The 17328-nt window shown below is 68.4% G+C and carries 13 protein-coding genes; 6 read left to right on the top strand and 7 right to left on the bottom strand.

What is annotated here, in order from left to right; translation table 11 throughout:
• Window positions 1-42: 42 nt before the first annotated feature.
• Window positions 43-1188 carry an HPP family protein gene (locus tag B3349_RS12850; RefSeq protein WP_291589164.1) on the top strand — a complete coding sequence of 382 codons (1146 nt, stop codon included), beginning with the start codon at window positions 43-45 and terminating at the stop codon, window positions 1186-1188.
• A 38-nt stretch (window positions 1189-1226) separates the two neighbouring features.
• Here the strand turns inward: B3349_RS12850 and B3349_RS12845 are convergent, their stop codons facing one another.
• Window positions 1227-2462, bottom strand: coding sequence for an MFS transporter (locus B3349_RS12845; RefSeq protein WP_291589162.1), 1236 nt, complete (start codon window positions 2460-2462; stop codon window positions 1227-1229).
• Between the two features lie 398 nt (window positions 2463-2860).
• Here B3349_RS12845 and B3349_RS12840 point away from each other — a divergent pair, with 398 nt between their 5' ends.
• A complete protein-coding gene (locus B3349_RS12840) occupies window positions 2861-3112 on the top strand; it encodes a hypothetical protein (RefSeq protein ID WP_291589160.1) in 252 nt (83 codons plus the stop codon).
• Window positions 3113-3158: 46 nt separating this feature from the next.
• Here B3349_RS12840 and B3349_RS12835 read toward each other — a convergent pair whose 3' ends face one another.
• From B3349_RS12835 to B3349_RS12825, 3 genes are all read right to left on the bottom strand, one after another.
• Window positions 3159-3839, bottom strand: a complete 681-nt coding sequence (locus B3349_RS12835) for a hypothetical protein (protein ID WP_291589158.1) — start codon at window positions 3837-3839, stop codon at window positions 3159-3161.
• Window positions 3840-3888: 49 nt separating this feature from the next.
• Window positions 3889-4506 (bottom strand): hypothetical protein, encoded by a 618-nt coding sequence (locus tag B3349_RS12830; RefSeq protein ID WP_291589156.1) that lies wholly within the window; start codon window positions 4504-4506, stop codon window positions 3889-3891.
• A 352-nt stretch (window positions 4507-4858) separates the two neighbouring features.
• Entirely contained in the window at window positions 4859-6037 is a 1179-nt protein-coding gene (locus B3349_RS12825) for a metallophosphoesterase (protein ID WP_291589154.1), read from the bottom strand.
• Window positions 6038-6303: 266 nt separating this feature from the next.
• Between B3349_RS12825 and hrpA the strand changes: the two genes are divergently transcribed.
• From hrpA to B3349_RS12810, 3 genes are all read left to right on the top strand, one after another.
• Window positions 6304-10362 carry an ATP-dependent RNA helicase HrpA gene (gene hrpA / locus B3349_RS12820; protein ID WP_291589152.1) on the top strand — a complete coding sequence of 1353 codons (4059 nt, stop codon included), beginning with the start codon at window positions 6304-6306 and terminating at the stop codon, window positions 10360-10362.
• Window positions 10363-10396: 34 nt separating this feature from the next.
• Window positions 10397-10924, top strand: coding sequence for a hypothetical protein (locus B3349_RS12815; protein ID WP_291589150.1), 528 nt, complete (start codon window positions 10397-10399; stop codon window positions 10922-10924).
• A gap of 173 nt (window positions 10925-11097) precedes the next feature.
• Entirely contained in the window at window positions 11098-12531 is a 1434-nt protein-coding gene (locus tag B3349_RS12810) for an MBL fold metallo-hydrolase RNA specificity domain-containing protein (RefSeq protein ID WP_291589149.1), read from the top strand.
• 38 nt (window positions 12532-12569) lie between these two features.
• Here B3349_RS12810 and B3349_RS12805 read toward each other — a convergent pair whose 3' ends face one another.
• Window positions 12570-13064: a hypothetical protein gene (locus tag B3349_RS12805; RefSeq protein WP_291589147.1), complete on the bottom strand. Its 495-nt coding sequence runs from the start codon at window positions 13062-13064 to the stop codon at window positions 12570-12572.
• Window positions 13065-13393: 329 nt separating this feature from the next.
• Between B3349_RS12805 and B3349_RS12800 the strand changes: the two genes are divergently transcribed.
• The gene (locus tag B3349_RS12800) at window positions 13394-15103 is read left to right on the top strand and encodes a long-chain fatty acid--CoA ligase (protein ID WP_291589145.1); all 1710 of its coding nucleotides are present in this window, start codon (window positions 13394-13396) and stop codon (window positions 15101-15103) included.
• 194 nt (window positions 15104-15297) lie between these two features.
• Here the strand turns inward: B3349_RS12800 and B3349_RS12795 are convergent, their stop codons facing one another.
• Complete coding sequence (locus B3349_RS12795; protein ID WP_291589143.1) at window positions 15298-16491, bottom strand: MFS transporter; 1194 nt, start codon at window positions 16489-16491, stop codon at window positions 15298-15300.
• Window positions 16492-16577: 86 nt separating this feature from the next.
• Window positions 16578-17321, bottom strand: coding sequence for an ABC transporter substrate-binding protein (locus B3349_RS12790; RefSeq protein WP_291589141.1), 744 nt, complete (start codon window positions 17319-17321; stop codon window positions 16578-16580).
• Window positions 17322-17328 lie beyond the last annotated feature (7 nt).

Genomic DNA, 17328 nt, shown 5'->3' with positions numbered 1-17328 from the left:
AATGCACCCGCTCTTGCAGCGGGTTTCTTCGTCTGGAACACGATGCAATTGGGAAATGGATGGAAGCCCGCCGTGGCCCCGGCCGCACGGCTGGATGTGCTGCGGGTGGGCCTGGGAGCGGGCCTGGGCCTGGTGCTGGCGGCGGCCCTGGTGCAGCTGGCGCTGTGGGCGGGATGGCAAGGCAGCTGGGCACTGTTCGCGCCGCTGGGCGCGACGGCGGTGCTGGTGTTTGCGGTGCACACCGGCCCGCTGTCCCAGCCCTGGTCCTGTGTGGTGGGCAACACGGTGGCGGCGCTTTGGGCCTTGCTGGTGGTGCGCTGGTGGCCGCAGCAGGCCCTGGGCTGGCTGCTGCCGGCAGTCGCCGTGGGTGGGGCCATTGCCTGGATGCAGATCACGCGTGCACTGCACCCGCCGGGCGGCGCCGTGGCCCTGCTGCTGGCGCTGGAAGCCCAGCACGGCGTGCACCATGGCTGGGCCTATGCCTTGGCCCCCATCGGCCTGCTGACCCTGGTGCTGGTGCTGCTGGGCGTGGCCTACCACCGCGCCTGGGGCAAGCACTATCCGCTGCAGGTGGCGGCGCCCACGCCGGCGGCCAAGGCCCAGCATCTGCCGGCGGACGATCTGTCCAACGCCGATCTGCAGGCCCTGCTGGCGCGCTTCGACCAGGACTACAACCTGACCGCCCAGGAGCTGGGCCAGTTGGTGCGCGCGGCCGAGGAACAGGCCATTGCCCGGCGCTTTGGCAGCGTGCGCTGCGGCCAGGTGATGAGTGCCAGGCTGTGGACCTGCAGCCCGCAGGACGGCCTGGGGCAGCTGGCGGCGCAGTTTCAGCAGCACCCCATCAAGAGCCTGCCGGTGGTGGACGCGCAAGGCCGCCTGCTGGGCGTGGTGGCTCGCGGGGCCTTGTTCGACTGGCTGTGGCAGCAGCAACAGCGCCAGCCCGATGCCGAGGCCCGGCGCCAGCGCCGCACCTGGCGGCTGTGGGGCAAGAAGCCCCCGGCTGCCGCACCCGCCTGCGCGGCCGATCTGATGCAGGCCGCACCGCTGACGGTGCAGGACGACACGCCGGTGTCCGAGCTGCTGGAAACCCTGGCCGTGCACACCGTGCCGTTTGTGGCCGTGCTGCGCCAGGGCCAGCTGGCCGGGTTGATCACCCGCACCGACATCATGCGCATTCTGCTGCACTGAGGGCGGCGGTGTCTGCGGGGCGGCGTCCGAAAGGCGGTTTAAGCCGACGCGGCCCCGCCATCACGGGCGGCACGGCCTGAGGCGGCCAGCAGCACCAGCACCAGTGCGATCAGCGGCAGCATGCCGGCGTTGATGGCGCCCCAGCCCGCGCTGTGCAGCAGCTGGCCGGAGCCGAACGAGGCCACGGCCACGGTGCCGAACACCAGAAAGTCGTTCAATGCCTGGACCTTGGCGCGTTCGCCGGGGCGGTAGCACTCGGTCAGCAAGGCGGTGGCGCCGATGAAGCCCAGGTTCCAGCCCAGGCCCAGCAGCACCAGCGAGCCCCAGAAATGCGTCAGCTCCAGCCCTGCCAGGGCCATCAGGCCCGACGCCCCGATCAGCACCAGCCCCAGGGCCGTGATGCGGCGCTTGCCGTAGCGGGCAATCAGCTTGCCGGTGATGAAGCTGGGGGCGAACATGGCCAGCACATGCCACTGGATGCCCAGCGCCGCCTCGCCCACGCTGTGGCCGCAGCCGACCATGGCCATGGGGGCGGCCGTCATCAGAAAGGCCATCAGGCCATAGCTCACCACGCCGGCTGCGGCGGCGACCACAAACTGCGGCGTGCGGGCGATCTGGGCCAGCGGCCGGGCTCCGGTGGCCACGGCCTTGGGGGGCGGGGGCGGCAGGCGCAGGCCCAGCAGCAACGGCAGGGCCAGCAGTGCCAGCAGGGCCTGGCTGTAGAAGCTGCCGGCAAACGGGGTCATTGGCAGGGTGTCACGCGTCCAGATCACCACCTGCGGGCCGATGATGGCGGCGATCAGCCCGCCCACCATGACCCGCGAAATGGCCTGTGCCTGGCGGCTGGGGTCGCCCACCGAATCGGTGGCGGCAAAGCGGTAGCTCTGCACGCAGGCGCCGTAAAAGCCCGCCAGCGCCGTGCCCAGGCAGAACATCAGGAAGTTGGAATGGACGATGCCCTGGGCCGCCACCAGGCCGGACAGCACGCCCATCACCGCCCCCAGCAGATAGGCCGTGCGCCGCCCGCAGCGGTGCATCAGCCACGCGGCCGGCAAGGTGGACAAGGCCAGGCCCAGCTGGTAGAGGCTGACCGGCAGCGTGGCGGCGGTCGGGTCGCTGGACAGCTGCTGGCCCACCAGCCCGCCCAGCGAAATGATGATGGGGGGCGAAGCGCCTCCCAGCGACTGGGCTGCCACCAGCAGGCCCAGGTTGCGGGAGGGGGCGGCAGGTGCAGCGGGAGGGACAGGCGAGACGGCAGGTGGCAGGGCAGACATGGCAAAACAGAGGATGGAGCAGACCGGAGCGCAGCACCGCCCCGAACCTGCGGGTGTGTGCCACGGCGGCTGTGGGGCACGGCACTGCCCAAGGCAATGGGCAAGGCATGCGGCGGCTTTCATCATGGGCCACGGTCCGGCGCGGGCAGCGCACGCGGCCGCACCGGCAGGGGGCGGTGCGAAATACCGTCTGTCGCCCGCCGTGGCCCACCATCCTAGTGGTTTGTATCAGGGTGTGTCCAGCGCGTGCCCAGGGTTTGCGCCAGATCAGCGCCGCGTGCGGCGGACTGCCTAGCATGGCGCCGGTCACATCTTCAACCCTGCCTCCGCCTGCGGCGGACGGCAGCATGCAGGGCCGCACACCGAAGTGCCAGCGCCCTTGTCGGGAGGCCAGGCATATGGACGGTGCCCTCATTTATCTGTTTGTTGCCGTGCTGGCGGCGTTTTCGCTGTCGTTCCTGTTCGTGTTCCACATGCCCGAAGGGCGGTGGATGGACAGCATCGGCCTGGTGTTTGGCGGCCTGGGCAGCATGGGCCTGTTCTACCTGTTCGTGCTGATCAACGAAGGTCCGCGCACCCAGGACGTGGAGCGGGTGGCCCGGCCGCCGCAGATCAGCCTGGGGGTGGAGGGCCGCCAGGCGCTGCGTTAGGCCTGGGCTGCACGCGCTGCACGGCCTGTACAGACACCGGTGTGGTTCACAGCCCGCCGCGAATCGGCCCCGCCTGGATGGTGTAGCGCTCGGTGCCGGCCGCCAGCGCGGCATCCGCGATTTTTTCCACCTTCACCGGACTGCCCTTGGCGGTCTTGCTGACGCCGGTGGCGGTGTTGACGCGCTGGGCCTGCACATCGGCCGCGGCCTGGTGCACGACGATGGAGGCCTGCCCCCGGTTGTCGGCCAGGCGGTTGGCCAGGTTCTTCAGCGCAGCCATGGACTGGGTGTATTCCGGGCGGCCCTTGGCCGCCAGCGGCATCTGCACCGTCATGGACTCCAGCGTGCGCATGCTGCGCGTCTGGCCCGACTGGCTGTCGGTGATGGGCGTGTCCAGCAGCTTGACCGGACCGGCGCTGGAGCGCAGCTTGATGGGCAGGTGCTGCATGGACGACACCACATCCGTCTGGACCGAGCGGGCCAGCTCGATTTCCTGGTCCAGCACGGACTGCAGCTTGGTGAAGCGCTCGCCGGCCTGCGCCGCCGCCGCGCCGGAAGCGCCTGTGCCTGGCGCCGTGGCGATAGCAGGCGCGCCGCAGCCGGCCGGCGGGTTCTGGGTGAGGCGGCCCAGCATGCAGCCCAGGGACGTGGTGGAGGATTCCACCGCCGCGCAGCCCGCCAGCACCAGGGCGGCGGCGGTGACAAGGCTCAGTTTCAGATACGGCATGGCAGGGCTCCTGTGTCCAAGATCGGCTGTGTGACGGGACGGCGCCAGCTCAGTCCAGCAGGTCATTCAGTGTGGGGGTGTCTTTGGGCGCCGGGCGTGGCGCAGCGGGTGAAGGAGATGGTGAAGGGGACGGCGGCAGTGCCACCGGGCCCGATACGGCGGGGGCCGGCACGGCCTTGACCGCGGCAGCGGGCACCGGGGTGGACGCGGCCGCGGGGACGGAAGGGGCCGTGGCGGCCGGCCGTACTGCCGTGGGCGGCGGGTTGGCGGCCACGGCAGGTGCCGGGGTGGCGGGGGCGGTGCTGGCGGGTGTGGCCGGCACCGCAGCGCTGGGCGGTGCCGCAGGGGGAGCTGCCAGGGGCTGGTCGGGGGTGGTCACTGTCCCGGCCGTGCCCGCGGCGCCCTGCGGGCCGACCAGGGTGGCGGCCTTGCTGGCATCCGTGGGCGCGTCGGCCGCCGGGTTGTCGGCGTTGCCGCCTGTGGGCAGCATGCCGGGCTTGAATGCCAGCCAGCCTGCAGCCGCCACCACCAGGGCGGCGCCGACCAGCAGCCACCGAGTGGCGGCGTTGGGCGCATGCGGCGAGCGGGGCGGGCGCAGCGGCACCGAGCCCAGCGGCGCTGCGCGCGGCGAGCCGCATTGGCTGCAGAACTTGGCTTGGGCAGGCATGGAGGTGCCGCAGACAGGGCAATTCATAGGATCAGCGAGCGATGGGTCCATTGCACGAAATCTTACCCTTGGCTTTTCAGCGTGGAGGCGGCCATTCGTGTCAGAAAATGGCGCCATCGCATGCCCAACTGCAACCAAATGCGACAAACACAGGGTTCCCGGGGAGTTTTCGCGCGTGCGGCGTTGGTGGCGCGTGCAGCACATGTTGCGTGCGCGGGCTGTTCACGGTGTGGTGGTGCCGTGGCCGCCACCGTGGCGTTCGTGCCCACCCAGTGACGGGGCGTGCTGCACCGGCCCTGGCGTGGAGGGCCGCAGGCCCTCAGTGCGTCGCAGCCCTGGCCCCGGCCGGGGCTCAGGGCTTGGCGGTTGCGGCCGGGCTGCGCAGCACCAGCAGGTCGATGCTGGAGGGCACGCCCAGGCGCACGGCAAAGCCGGCCCACAGCCCGGCGCCGCTGCTGACAAACAGTTGCATCGGGCCGACCTGGTACAGGCCGCGCACATAGCCGTTGTTGGCCGGTGCGATCAGCAACTGGTCCAGGCCCCGGATGTGGCCGCCATGGGTGTGGCCGGCGATCTGCAGGTCCACGCCGTGCAGGGCATAGTCGCGGGCGGGCTTGGGCTGGTGGGCCAGCAGCAGGTGCACATCCGCGCCCTGGGCCTGCTGCTGCACGGCGGCGATGTCGGGGGGCAGGCCTTCGGCCACGGCGGGGTTGTCGTTCTGGTTGGACAGGCGGCCATAGGCCGGGTCGCCCAGGCCGGACACGGCCAGCGTACGGCCGCGGATCTGCAGGCGCTCGGTCTGGTTTTCCAGATAGTGCAGGCCCAGGCGGCGGAATTCCTTGGCCCAGGCGTTGTAGCCGCTGTAGTACTCGTGGTTGCCGGGGGCAAACCACACGCCGTACGGGGCCTGCAGCTGGGCCAGCGGGGCGATGTTGGCGGCCTGGGTGGCGACGTCGCCGTCCACCATGTCGCCGGGCAGCACGATCAGGTCGGGCCGGGCCGCCTGGGTGCGGTCCACCAGGGCCTGCACATAGCGGGCGTTGTTGACCGGGCTGGCGTGGATGTCGGCAATCACGGCCACGCGCAGGCCGTCCAGCTCGGCGGGCAGGCGCGGCAAGGTGATCTCCTGGGTGCGCACCTCGGGCACCTTCAGCGCCTGCAGCACCCCGTAGGCCGACACCAGCAGGGCCAGGGCCGCGCCGGCCACGGTCCACAGCGGCTGGCGCAGGCCCTGGGCCAGGCGGCGCCAGCCAGCCTTCCACGAAAGCAGCCAGGCCAGATCGCGCAGCAAGGCCAGCAGGATGGACAGCACGATGGCGGACAGCACCAGGCCGCTGCCCACCTGCAGATGGGCAATCACCTGGTAGCTCAGCGTGGTCTGGCGCATGGCCAGGATCAGCAGCGCGGGCAGGGCGCCCAGCACCATGGTGGCCGTCAGCGCCCACCAGAAGGTGCGGCGGGCCGGCCGGTGCAGGGGCCACCACAGCCACAGCGCGATGATGGGCACCAGAATCAGGGAATAGAAAATCATGGAATGCGGGAAGGGCTGTTGCCCGCCGCCAGGGCAGCGGGGCAGTCAATGCAGCCCGCCGCAGGGTGCTGCAGCGGGACGGAAAGCGCCAGGCCGCGAGGGTGTGCGGCGGCTGCGCGCATGGTAGCGACTGTGTGTGAGAGCGCCGTGACCTATTTAGTTCCGGCGCGCAGGGCCTTGGCCGCGGGGCGGGTGCAGAGTCTGCTGTGGGTCCATCTGCAGCGGCAGCGCCGGCGGGCTGCGCGCGCGGGGATAATCACGCCCCTATGTCTTTGAAGATCACCTTCCCCGAGCAACTCCCCGTATCCAGCCGCCGTGACGAGATCATGGAGGCCATGGACCGCCACCAGGTCATCATCGTCTGTGGCGAGACGGGCTCGGGCAAGACCACGCAGCTGCCCAAGATCGCGCTGGCGCTGGGCCGCGGCAAGATCAATGCGGTGCCGGACGACAAGGGCGTGGTGCGCGGCCACCTGATCGGCCACACCCAGCCGCGCCGAATTGCGGCCAGCTCGGTCGCCAAGCGCATTGCCGAGGAGCTGAACACGCCGTTGGGCGAGGTGGTGGGCTACAAGGTGCGGTTCCAGGACACGCTGCAGAAGAACGCCTCGGTCAAGTTGATGACGGACGGCATCTTGCTGGCCGAAACCCAGACCGATCCGCTGCTCAAGGCCTATGACACGCTGATCATCGACGAGGCGCACGAGCGCAGTCTGAACATCGACTTTCTGCTGGGCTATCTGCGGCAGATCCTGCCCCAGCGCCCCGACCTGAAGGTGGTGGTGACCTCGGCCACCATCGATGCCGACCGCTTTGCCAAGCACTTTGAAGGCAAGGATGGGCCGGCGCCGGTGATCATGGTCTCGGGCCGGACCTACCCGGTGGAGATGCGCTACCGCCCGTTCGAGGGCGAGAAGGACAAGGACCTGAACGACGCCATTGCCGACGGCGTGGACGAGCTGTGGGCCGGCGGCAAGGGCGGCGACATCCTGATCTTCCTGCCCGGCGAGCGCGAGATCCGCGAAGCGGCAGACCATGTGCGCAAGCACCTGCAGCACTCGCCCACCTTGCGCAGTGCCGAGGTGCTGCCGCTGTTCTCGCGCCTGTCGCAGGCCGAGCAGGACCGGATCTTCGACGGCCACACGGGCCGGCGCATTGTGCTGGCCACGAACGTGGCGGAAACCTCGCTGACGGTGCCGGGCATACGCTATGTCATCGACGCGGGCACGGCCCGTGTGAAGCGCTATTCCTTCCGCAGCAAGGTGGAGCAGCTGCTGGTGGAGCCGATTTCGCAGGCCGCCGCCAACCAGCGTGCCGGCCGCTGCGGCCGGGTGGCCAACGGCATCTGCATCCGCCTGTACGACGAGGTGGACTTCAACGGCCGCGACAAATTCACGGACCCGGAAATCCTGCGCAGCTCGCTGGCCGGGGTGATTCTGCGCATGAAGTCGCTGGGCCTGGGCGATGTGGTGCATTTCCCGTTCCTGGAAGCGCCTTCGGGCCGCGCGATTGCCGACGGCTACCAGCTGCTGGCCGAACTGGGTGCGGTGGACGAGCGCGGCAATCTGCTGGCCATGGGCAAGGAGCTGTCGCGCCTGCCGCTGGACCCGCGCGTGGGCCGCATGATTCTGGAGGCGCGTGCGCGCGGTGCGCTGTCGGAGGTGCTGGTCATTGCCTCGGCGCTGTCGGTGCAGGACGTGCGCGACCGCCCCATGGAGGCGCAGCAGCAGGCCGACCAGGCGCATGCCAAGTTCGACGATGAAAAAAGCGAGTTCACCGGCTATCTGCGGCTGTGGAAATGGCTGCAGGATGCGCGGGGCGGCAAGGTGGTGGCCAAGAGCCGTGCCGAAATGGCGGCGCAGCACCAGAGCGCGGCCAAGCCCAGTGCGCGCAGCCAGGCCTTTTTGCCGGTGAGCCAGCGCGGCAGCGGCGCCCAGGTGGAAGGCACGGTGGAGGAGCGGCTGGCGCTGTTCAACCCCGCCGAGCCGCAGCAGGAGGCCACGCACAAGATCAGCAACCGCCAGTGGGAGCAGTTGCTGCGCCAGAACTTCGTCAACATCCGCCGCGTGCGCGAGTGGCGCGACATCCATTCGCAGCTGCTCACCGTGGTCAAGGAGCAGAAATGGCTGCTCAACAACGAGGCCGCCGGCTATGAGGCCGTGCACCTGTCGATGCTGTCCGGCCTGCTGGGCAACATCGGCTACAAGGGTGAGGAAAACGAAAGCTATCTGGGCGCGCACGGCATCAAGTTCCACCCCCACCCCGGCGCCCACCTGTCCAAGAAACCGGGCCGCTGGATCGTGGCGGCCGAGCAGGTGGAGACGTCGCGCCTGTACGGCCGGGGCATTGCCGCCATCGAGCCCCAGTGGCTGGAAGAAGTGGGCGGGCACCTGTTGCGCAAGCAGCTGCTGGACCCGCACTGGAGCAAGAAGCAGGCGGATGTGGTGGCGCTGGAGCGCGCCACGCTCTACGGCCTGGTGGTCTACAACGGCCGGCGCGTGAGCTACGGCCGCATCGATCCGCACGAGGCGCGCAATCTCTTCATCCGTCAGGCGCTGGTGGCCGGGGAATGGGAAACCAAATGGCATTTCCTGCCCGCCAACCTGAAGCTGATGCGCAAGGTGGAGGAGCTGGAGCACAAGAGCCGCCGCCAGGACGTGCTGGTGGACGACGAGTTGATCTTTGCCTTCTATGACCAGCAGCTGCCGCGCGATGTGTACAGCGGCGCCACGTTCGACCACTGGTTCCGCCTGCAGAGCAAGGGCAACCCCGAGCTGCTGCGCCTGTCCAAGGACGAGCTGATGCGCCACGAGGCGGCCGGCATCACCACCGACAACTTCCCCAAGCTGGTCAAGCTGGGCGGGGTGGACTGCGCGGCGGCCTATCTGCACAGCCCCGGCGATGCGCGCGACGGCGTGACGGTGACGGTGCCGCTGTTCGTGCTGAACCAGGTGTCGGAAGAGCGCGCCGAATGGCTGGTGCCCGGCATGCTGAAAGACAAGATCCAGGCCCTGCTCAAGAGCCTGCCGCAGCGCCCGCGCAGCCGCTTTGTGCCGCTGCCCGAGAACGCGGCGCGGCTGGCCGCGCTGTTCACCAGCGTGGAGCGCTGGGCGCAGGGCGGGCTGATCGATGTGCTGCTCAAACAGGTGCGGGACGAGACTTCGCTGGATGTGAAGCGTGCCGACTTCAAGCTGGACATGCTGAGCCCGCATCTGTTCATGAACTTCCGCATCACGGACGAACATGGCCGCCAGCTGGGCCAGGGGCGCAACCTGGGCGCGCTCAAGGCCGAGTGGGGCGTGAAGGCGCGCGGGGCGTTCCAGGCGCTGGCCTCCTTGAAGGTGGCCGCCGTGGTGCAGAGCCAGCCCGAATCTGCGCAGAAGGCTCCGCACCCGGCCCAGGCCGGTGCGCCCGCTGCTGCCAAGGCGGGCGGCGCTGCCGGCAAGCCCGAGAAGGCCGCGCCCGCGCAGGCCCATGACACCCGCTACAAGGAATGGGGTTTTGGCGAGCTGCCCGAGCTGATGGAAATCAAGAAGGGCGGCACCACGCTGATCGGCTTCCCGGCGCTGATCGACCACGGCGATGCCGTCGGCATCGAGGTGTTCGACGAGCCCGAAGCGGCAGCCGCCAAGCACCGCGTGGGCCTGCGCCGCCTGTTTGCGCTGCAGATCCGCGATGCGCTGAAGTACCTGGAAAAGAACATTCCCGATCTGCAGAAGATGGCTGTGGCCTATATGCCGCTGGGCACGCAGGAAGAGCTGCGCGGCCAGATCATCGATGTGGCCATCGACCGGGCGTTCCTGCAGGACCCGCTGCCGGCCAACGAGGCCGACTTCAAGCAGCGCGTGCAGGACGGCCGGGGCCGCCTGACCCTGATCGCCAACGAAGTGGCGCGCATGAGTGCCACCATCCTGACCGAGTACGCCGCCGCCGCGCGCAAGATCAAGGACACCAAGAATGCGCCCGAGGCCACCAAGGATGCGGGTGAGCAGCTGCACAAACTGGTGCCCAAGAACTTCATCGCCGTGGCGCCGTGGAGCCAGCTGGGCCACTACGCGCGCTATCTGAAGGCCATCACCACGCGGCTGGACAAGTACCGTGCCGATCCGGCCCGCGATGCCACCAAGCTCAAGGAGCTGCAGCCCATGGAGCAGCGCTACTGGCGCCTGGTGGCCGAGCGCAAGGGCCAGATCGACGCCCGTATGCAGGAATACCGCTGGATGCTGGAAGAACTGCGCGTAAGCTTTTTCGCGCAGGAGCTGCGCACGCCGTACCCGGTCAGCACCAAGCGGCTGGACAAGGTGTGGCAGCAGCTGCAGCACTGATCCGCTGTGCGCGGCACGACCACGCAGAAGCCCCATGCTCTGGCGCCGCCTGCTGCCCACTGAACAAGCCTTTGTGCTGCAGCACTTCGGTGCGCAGCAGGGGGCCTGGCTGGCGCAGCAGGTGCGCCTGGGCCTGCGCCGGGTGGGGGACACGCGGCGGGCGCTGTGCCTGAACGGGGGCTGGCTGTCGTTCCCGCGCGCCTGCTATGGCGGCGCAAGCCTGCAGGCGCCGCTGCGCCTTGACCATCCTGCGGTGGCGGGCCTGTTCGCCCATGAGCTGCTGCACCAGCTGCAGCGCAGGCAGGGCCTGCCGGTGACGCGGCAGGCCGTGGCCTTGCACGCGCGCCAGCTGCTGCCCGGGTGGCTGGGCAGGCGGGATCCTTATGCGTACAGCGCCGGCCATTCCACCAGGGCGCGGCTGCGGCAGTTCTGGCAGGTCCAGGTGGAGCAGCAGGCGCAGATGTGGCAGGACCATGTGCAGGCCCTGGTGGCCGGGCGGCCGGACCCCGCCTGGGCGGGGGTGGCCCGTGCGGTGCAGGCCGGGCGCTTGCGCCGGCGCTGAAGCGCAGGGCGGCCATGGGGTGATCGCGGATCTGCGGCAGGACTGAGGTGACCCTGTGGCGGGTGCGCCACCGTTTGTCTGCGCGGCTGTTACAGTTTGTCCAGGTATGGCCTGGGCAGTGCCCCGGGTCCAGAGCGCCCGCAAGGGGCGCGTGTACAGGGAGGGGTGTTGCGATGCAGATCACGTTTTACGGGGCCGCGCAGACGGTCACCGGTTCCTGCTTTCTGGTGGAGTTGGGGGATTGCCGCTTTCTGATCGACTGCGGCATGGCCCAGGGCGGCCACGGCGCCCAGGAGCACAACCAGCAGGCCTTCGGCTTTGACCCGCGCCGCATCGACTTTGTGTTGCTGACCCACGCCCACATCGACCACAGCGGGCTGCTGCCCAAGCTGGCGGCACGGGGCTTTCGCGGGCCCGTCTATGCCACGGCGGCCACCGCCGATCTGCTGGATGTGCTGCTCAAGGACAGTGCGCACATCCAGATGATGGAGGTCGAGCGGCAGCAGCGCCGTTCCCAGAAGTCGGCGGGGAAAAACCATTCCAGAGACCCGCGCCACGGCCGGGAGCCGGCGCCGGAGCCGCCGCTCTACACCGTGCAGGATGCCGAGCTGGCGGTGTCGCTGGTGCAGGCCAAGCCCTACAACCAGACCTTTTCTCCCCACCCGGCGGTGAAGGTGCGCATGCGCGATGCGGGGCATATCCTGGGGTCGGCCATCCTGGAGGTCTGGCTCAGCGATGCACTGGGCGGCACGCGCAAGCTGGTGGCCAGCGGCGACCTGGGCCAGCCCGGGCGGCCCATCCTGCGCGACCCCACACCGATTGCCGACGCCGATGTGCTGCTGATCGAATCCACCTACGGCGACCGCTTACACAAGGACAGCAGCTCCACGCTGGAGGAACTGGTGGAGGTGGTCAACCGCACCGTGCCGCGCGGCAATGTGGTGATTCCGGCCTTTGCCGTGGGCCGCACGCAGGAGCTGCTCTATCACTTTGCCCAGCTGGCGACGCAGCAGCGCCTGGCACCGATGGAGATTTTTGTCGATTCGCCCATGGCGGTGACGGCCACGGCCATCACGCTCAAGCACTTTGCCGCTTTTGACGCCGAGACCCGGCAGCTGCTGGGCAGCCCGGAGCGGCTGGCGCAGTGGCGGCAGCTGCACTTCATCAGCGATGTGGAGGATTCCATCAGGCTCAACCGCATCAAGAGCGGCGCGGTGATTCTGTCGGCCAGCGGCATGTGCGATGCCGGCCGGGTGCTGCACCACCTGCACAACAACCTGGGGCGGGCGGAATGCGCGGTGCTGATCTGCGGCTTCCAGGCCGCCGGGTCGCTGGGCCGCCGCCTGGTCGATGGCGAGAAGCGGGTGCGGCTGATGGGCGACGACATTGCGGTGCGTGCCTCGGTGCACACCCTGGGCGGGTTCTCCGCCCATGCCGATCAGAAAGCATTGCTGGACTGGGCCGGGGCCTTCACCCAGGCGCCGAAACAGACGTTTGTGGTGCATGGGGAGGCGAAATCGGCCACCGCGCTATCCGAGCGGCTGCGGCAGCTACCGGGCTGGGGGCAGGTGACGATTCCGGCCCTGGGCAACAGCTACCGCCTTTGAGCGGCTGCACCGCAGCCGGCCCGTGGGCGCTCAGGCGGTCAGGCCGACAGGCGGGACCAGAGCTTGCCCAGCCGGGTGGCGGGCGAGGCGGGCAGGGTGGGGGATGTGGCCGACACGGACGGTGTGGCTGCGGCAGTGACCGAAGGATGGGCGCTGGCAACTGCTGCGTCCGTGTCGGCGGCGGGAGCGGGGTTGCGGTCGCGGTCACGGGTGGCCTGCGGGCGGCGGGCGCTGCCGGATTCGGTGGCGCTGTGGCCGATGTGGACGCAGCCGGTTTGCAGCAGGGTGCGCAGGGCGGCCTGTACATCGTCCTTCGGGGCCTGCACCAGCAGGTGGATCAGGTGGGACGCCCGGGGCTTGCTGGACAGCAGGGTGCAGATGCGGTGGACCAGCCGGTCGCGTTCGGTCAGTTGCGCGGGCAGCGCGGGCCAGCGGGTGAGGTAGAGCAGGCCAATGGTGGCTTCGCGGTGCAGCGGAGGGGTGGCGCGTGCCGGCTTCGGGTAGCGGGTGTCGGCGGGGGCTGCGGGGCTCATGGGGGATCCTGGTTCGAGGGCGGGAAGGCGGTAGGCAGGCGGCAGCGGGGGGCTGCAACGCCTGTGTTTTTTTGTAAGTTTCTTTTCCTGGAAAGACATTTTTTGTCAGGCGCGGCTGACACGCCGGGCAGGAAAGCAGCCTGCCCGGCAGTGGGGCGTACCGGTAGTGGGTGGTCAGGCGGGCGCCAGGGGGTAGTGGTGTGTTTGGTTGACGTGCAGGTCAGATCGGGTCGCACAAGCGACGCGGGCTAGGGTGCCGTCCTAATGCCGAGGGGGCTGGCGCGGCCTAGTCTCATGGGGTGTCCAACCCGTAGAAGAACCTCTCCGTCATGCGTCCCCATCACGCCTTCTGGCCCCGCCGCCTTCCCCACGCGCTGACTGTGCCTGCCACCTCCCTGTGGGACAACCTGGAAATCAGCGCGCGCCGCTACCCGGACAAGGCGGGCCTGGTGTTCTTCGGGCGCCGCGTCAGCTACCGCGAGATGGCCGATACCGCCGAGCGCCTGGCCGCCCACATGCATGCCCAGGGCGTGCGCAAGGGCGACCGCGTGATCCTGCTGATGCAGAACATGGCCCAGCTGGTGATCGGGCATTTCGCCATCCAGCGTGCCAATGCCGTGGTGGTGCCGGTCAATCCCATGAACCTGGCCGAAGAGCTCAAGCACTACATCACCGATGGCAGCGTCAAGCTGGCCATCACCACCGCCGATCTGGCGCCCGAGCTGGCCAAGGCCAGCAATGCGCTGCCGGCCGCTGACCGCCTGTCGCACATGGTGGTCACGCAGCTGAATGACTACCTGCCCGAAGGCGCGGCCTGCGAACCCATGCCCGAGGCCTGGGAAGCCTGGCTCAAGCCCACGCGCGCCTTGCCCGCACTGGACGGCGGCAGCGTCAGCAGCTGGAAGGACGCGGTCGCCAGCACGGCCCCGGTGCCGGCGCTGGAAGTGGGACCGGACGACCTGAGCGTGCTGCCCTACACCAGCGGCACCACCGGCCTGCCCAAGGGCTGCATGCACACGCACCGCTCCATCATGCACAACGCCATGGCCAGCTCGGTCTGGGGCGGCAGCACCAGCGAGAACGTGACCCTGGCCGTGGTGCCCATGTTCCACATCACCGGCATGGTGTCGATGATGCATTGCAACATCGTGCTGGGCGCCACCATGGTGCTGCTGCCGCGCTGGGACCGCGAGGTGGCGGGCCGCCTGATCTCGCAGTACCGGGTCACGCACTGGACCAACATCCCCACCATGGTCATCGACCTGATGGGCAGCCCCAACTACCGCAGCTTCGACCTGAGCAGCCTGGTCTATATCGGCGGTGGCGGCGCGGCCATGCCCCAGGCCGTGGCCCAGCGGCTCAAGGACGAGTTCGATCTGTCCTATCAGGAAGGCTACGGCCTGACCGAGACGGCCGCGCCCTCGCACAACAACCCCTATGACCACCCCAAGCAGCAGTGCCTGGGCATTCCCTTCATGGGCACGGAATCGTTTGTGGCCAACCCCGACACGCTGGAGGAAATGCCCCAGGGCGAGACCGGCGAAATCCTGGTGCACGGCCCGCAGGTGTTCCAGGGCTACTGGAACAACCCCGAGGCCACGCGCGCGGCGTTTGTGGACATTGGAGGCAAGAAGTTCTTCCGCACCGGGGACCTGGGGCGCATGGACGAGGAAGGCTATTTCTTCCTGACCGACCGCCTCAAGCGCATGATCAATGCCAGCGGCTTCAAGGTCTGGCCGGCCGAGGTGGAGGCGCTGATGTTCAGCCACCCGGCCATCCAGGAGGCCTGCGTGATCGCCGCCAAGGATGCCTACCGCGGCGAGACCGTCAAGGCGGTGGTGGTGCTGCGCCAGGCCTTCAAGGGCCAGGTCAGCGAGGAGGACATCGTCCAGTGGTGCCGCGAACACATGGCGGTCTACAAGGTGCCGCGCATTGTGCAGTTTGCCGATGCCCTGCCCAAGAGCGGCAGCGGCAAGGTGATGTGGCGCCAGCTGCAGGAGCTGGAAGCCACCGCCGCCCCGGCAGCGGCCAGCGCCTGACCCGGCGCGGTGGCGCTGCGCCGCCACCGCGGCCTGGAAAAAAGAAAAAGCCCGAAGCAATACGACCCCAAGCAGCTTGGCGAGCTTGGCGTGGCTCAGTCCTGGGTGCTTGGTGGCATTGGGCACCGCTTTGCGAGCGTTCCTTGCCTAAGCGGATGCTCGCACTGTGAGCGACGGCAGGAGAACCTGCCCGCTCAGTGCCGCCCGGGTGCGGCAGGAGATGCTGCTGGAATCCAGCGATGCAGCAGTGCCGCTGCCAGCAATGCCACGGTGCCCATGAATGCAATGCCGGTGGCCAGCGAGGCTGCGGACACGATCAGTGACATCAATGCAGGTCCAGCCGTGCCGCCGATGTCAGCGAGCAAGCGCCAGACGCCGAGGAAGTACGAGCGGCCCTGCACCGGTGCATGGTCTGCGCCCAGTGTCATGTTCATGCCTGAACTGATACCGTTGCCAAAGCCGATCAGCATGGCAACCAATACCAGCGCTGCAAAACTGCTGGTCAATGGAGTCAGCAGCATGCCCGCACCCATGATCAGCATGGCGGGCAGCGCGACCCAGCGTCGACCCTTGACGTCCATGACCTTGCCAGCAGGATAGAAAACCAGCGCCTCGATGCCGCCAGCCAAACCGAACAGCAACGACGCCGCCGTGGGCGCCAGGTCCAGGTGATCGGCCCACAGCGGCAGGACCACGCTGCGCGACGCACGCACCGCGCCCACCAGCAGAATGGCCAAGCCCAGCGTGAGAAAAATCCTGCGATGGTCCGCAAAGGTCGACAGCAGTGACGCGCGCTTGGCGGATTGCGCGGCCTGGTGGCGCGGGTGGTCTGGCAGGTCTGGAATGCGCGAGCCCACCGCAGCTGCGGACAGCACCGCGACGATGCCTACGGCAAACGCTGCGGACAAGCCGTGAAAGTGGATGACTGCAGCGCTGAGGAACGGGCCGATGAAGGTGCCTATGCGCACGACACCGCCCAGCGCCGAGAGTGCCCGCGCGCGGTGGCTCAGGGGCACCACTTCGGTCATGTAGCTTTGGCGTGCCAGGTTGTAGATGGCCTGCGACATACCCATCATGAAGCAGCCGAGGGCAAACACGCCAAAGTGCGCGGCAAAATAGCAGACTGCCATGCCCAACGCGCTCCACAGCCCGGCCGTGACAATGGCTGCGCGCTCACCCCAGCGTGCAATGAGCAGCGAGGCGGGGATGTTGTTGAGCACACAGCCGATGCTGATCAGCATCACGGCCAGAGCGGCCATTGGCACCGATGCGCCCAGTTCTCTGGCCAGCAGCACGATGACGGGCAGGATGGCGCCGTCGCCAATGCCAAACAGCAGCGTCGGGCCGAAAGCGGCCAGCGCGATCTTTCGAAAGGAAAAGTCGTTCAAGGGATTCGATCTGAATGGGTACAGCGGTGGTCCGTGCAAAGCGGACGCTTCCAGCGCAGGCACGAAAGCCGGCGCTGCTTCTGCCTTTACGCGCGGCTTTCTGCAGGAGCAACGCTGGCGCCTTCAATGTGGTGGCGCTTCAGTGCCTCAGCGACAAAACCGCTGCGCTTGTGTTCCTCAACAAAAGCATGCAGCACGGCTGCGGCGGCCTCACCGCGGCTAGTGGGAGTCCCCATGGCTTGCTGGATCACCATGAAGCGACCAGGGAGCAGGCGCAGACCGGGAATGCGTTGTGCGTCAGCCTCCAACTGCTGCCTGACCCCCGCTGCCACGTCTGAACTTGTGGTGATGAAGGTGTCGACGACTGCCGGAGAGGTCGGCGCGCGTTCGATGGTGGCCTGCTTCAGTTCCCGGGTCAGGTACAGGTCGTAGGCACTGCCCTTGCCCACGGTCACGCGGGTGCCGGCCTGGTCAACTTGCTCGTTGTTTTGCAGAGGAGATGCATTGCGCACCAGATAGGCGCCTTCGATCAGCACATACGGCGCGGTGAAGCGGATGTGCTGTCCACGCAGTGGATCGATGGCGAAGAACCCAATGTCTGCCTGCTCTGCCGTCACTGCTTCGACGGATTTGCCAGCCGCATCAAAAACGACAAGTTCCACGGGTACGCCCAGCTGTGCGCCGAATGCACGGGCCAAGTCCACAGACACACCACCAACTTCGCCCGTTTGGGCATTGCGATTGGCCAGGATGGGGTTACCCAGATTGATCGAGGCTCGCAGAACGCCGGTCGGGGTGAACGCTTGGATGATGTCTGTAGAAATGCTCATGGTGTGA

It is taken from the genome of Comamonas sp. UBA7528 (assembly GCF_002479375.1).
GTDB lineage: Bacteria > Pseudomonadota > Gammaproteobacteria > Burkholderiales > Burkholderiaceae_C > Comamonas.
Note: the sequence above shows the minus strand (reverse complement) of the source record. Positions and strands in the feature narration are given on the sequence as shown.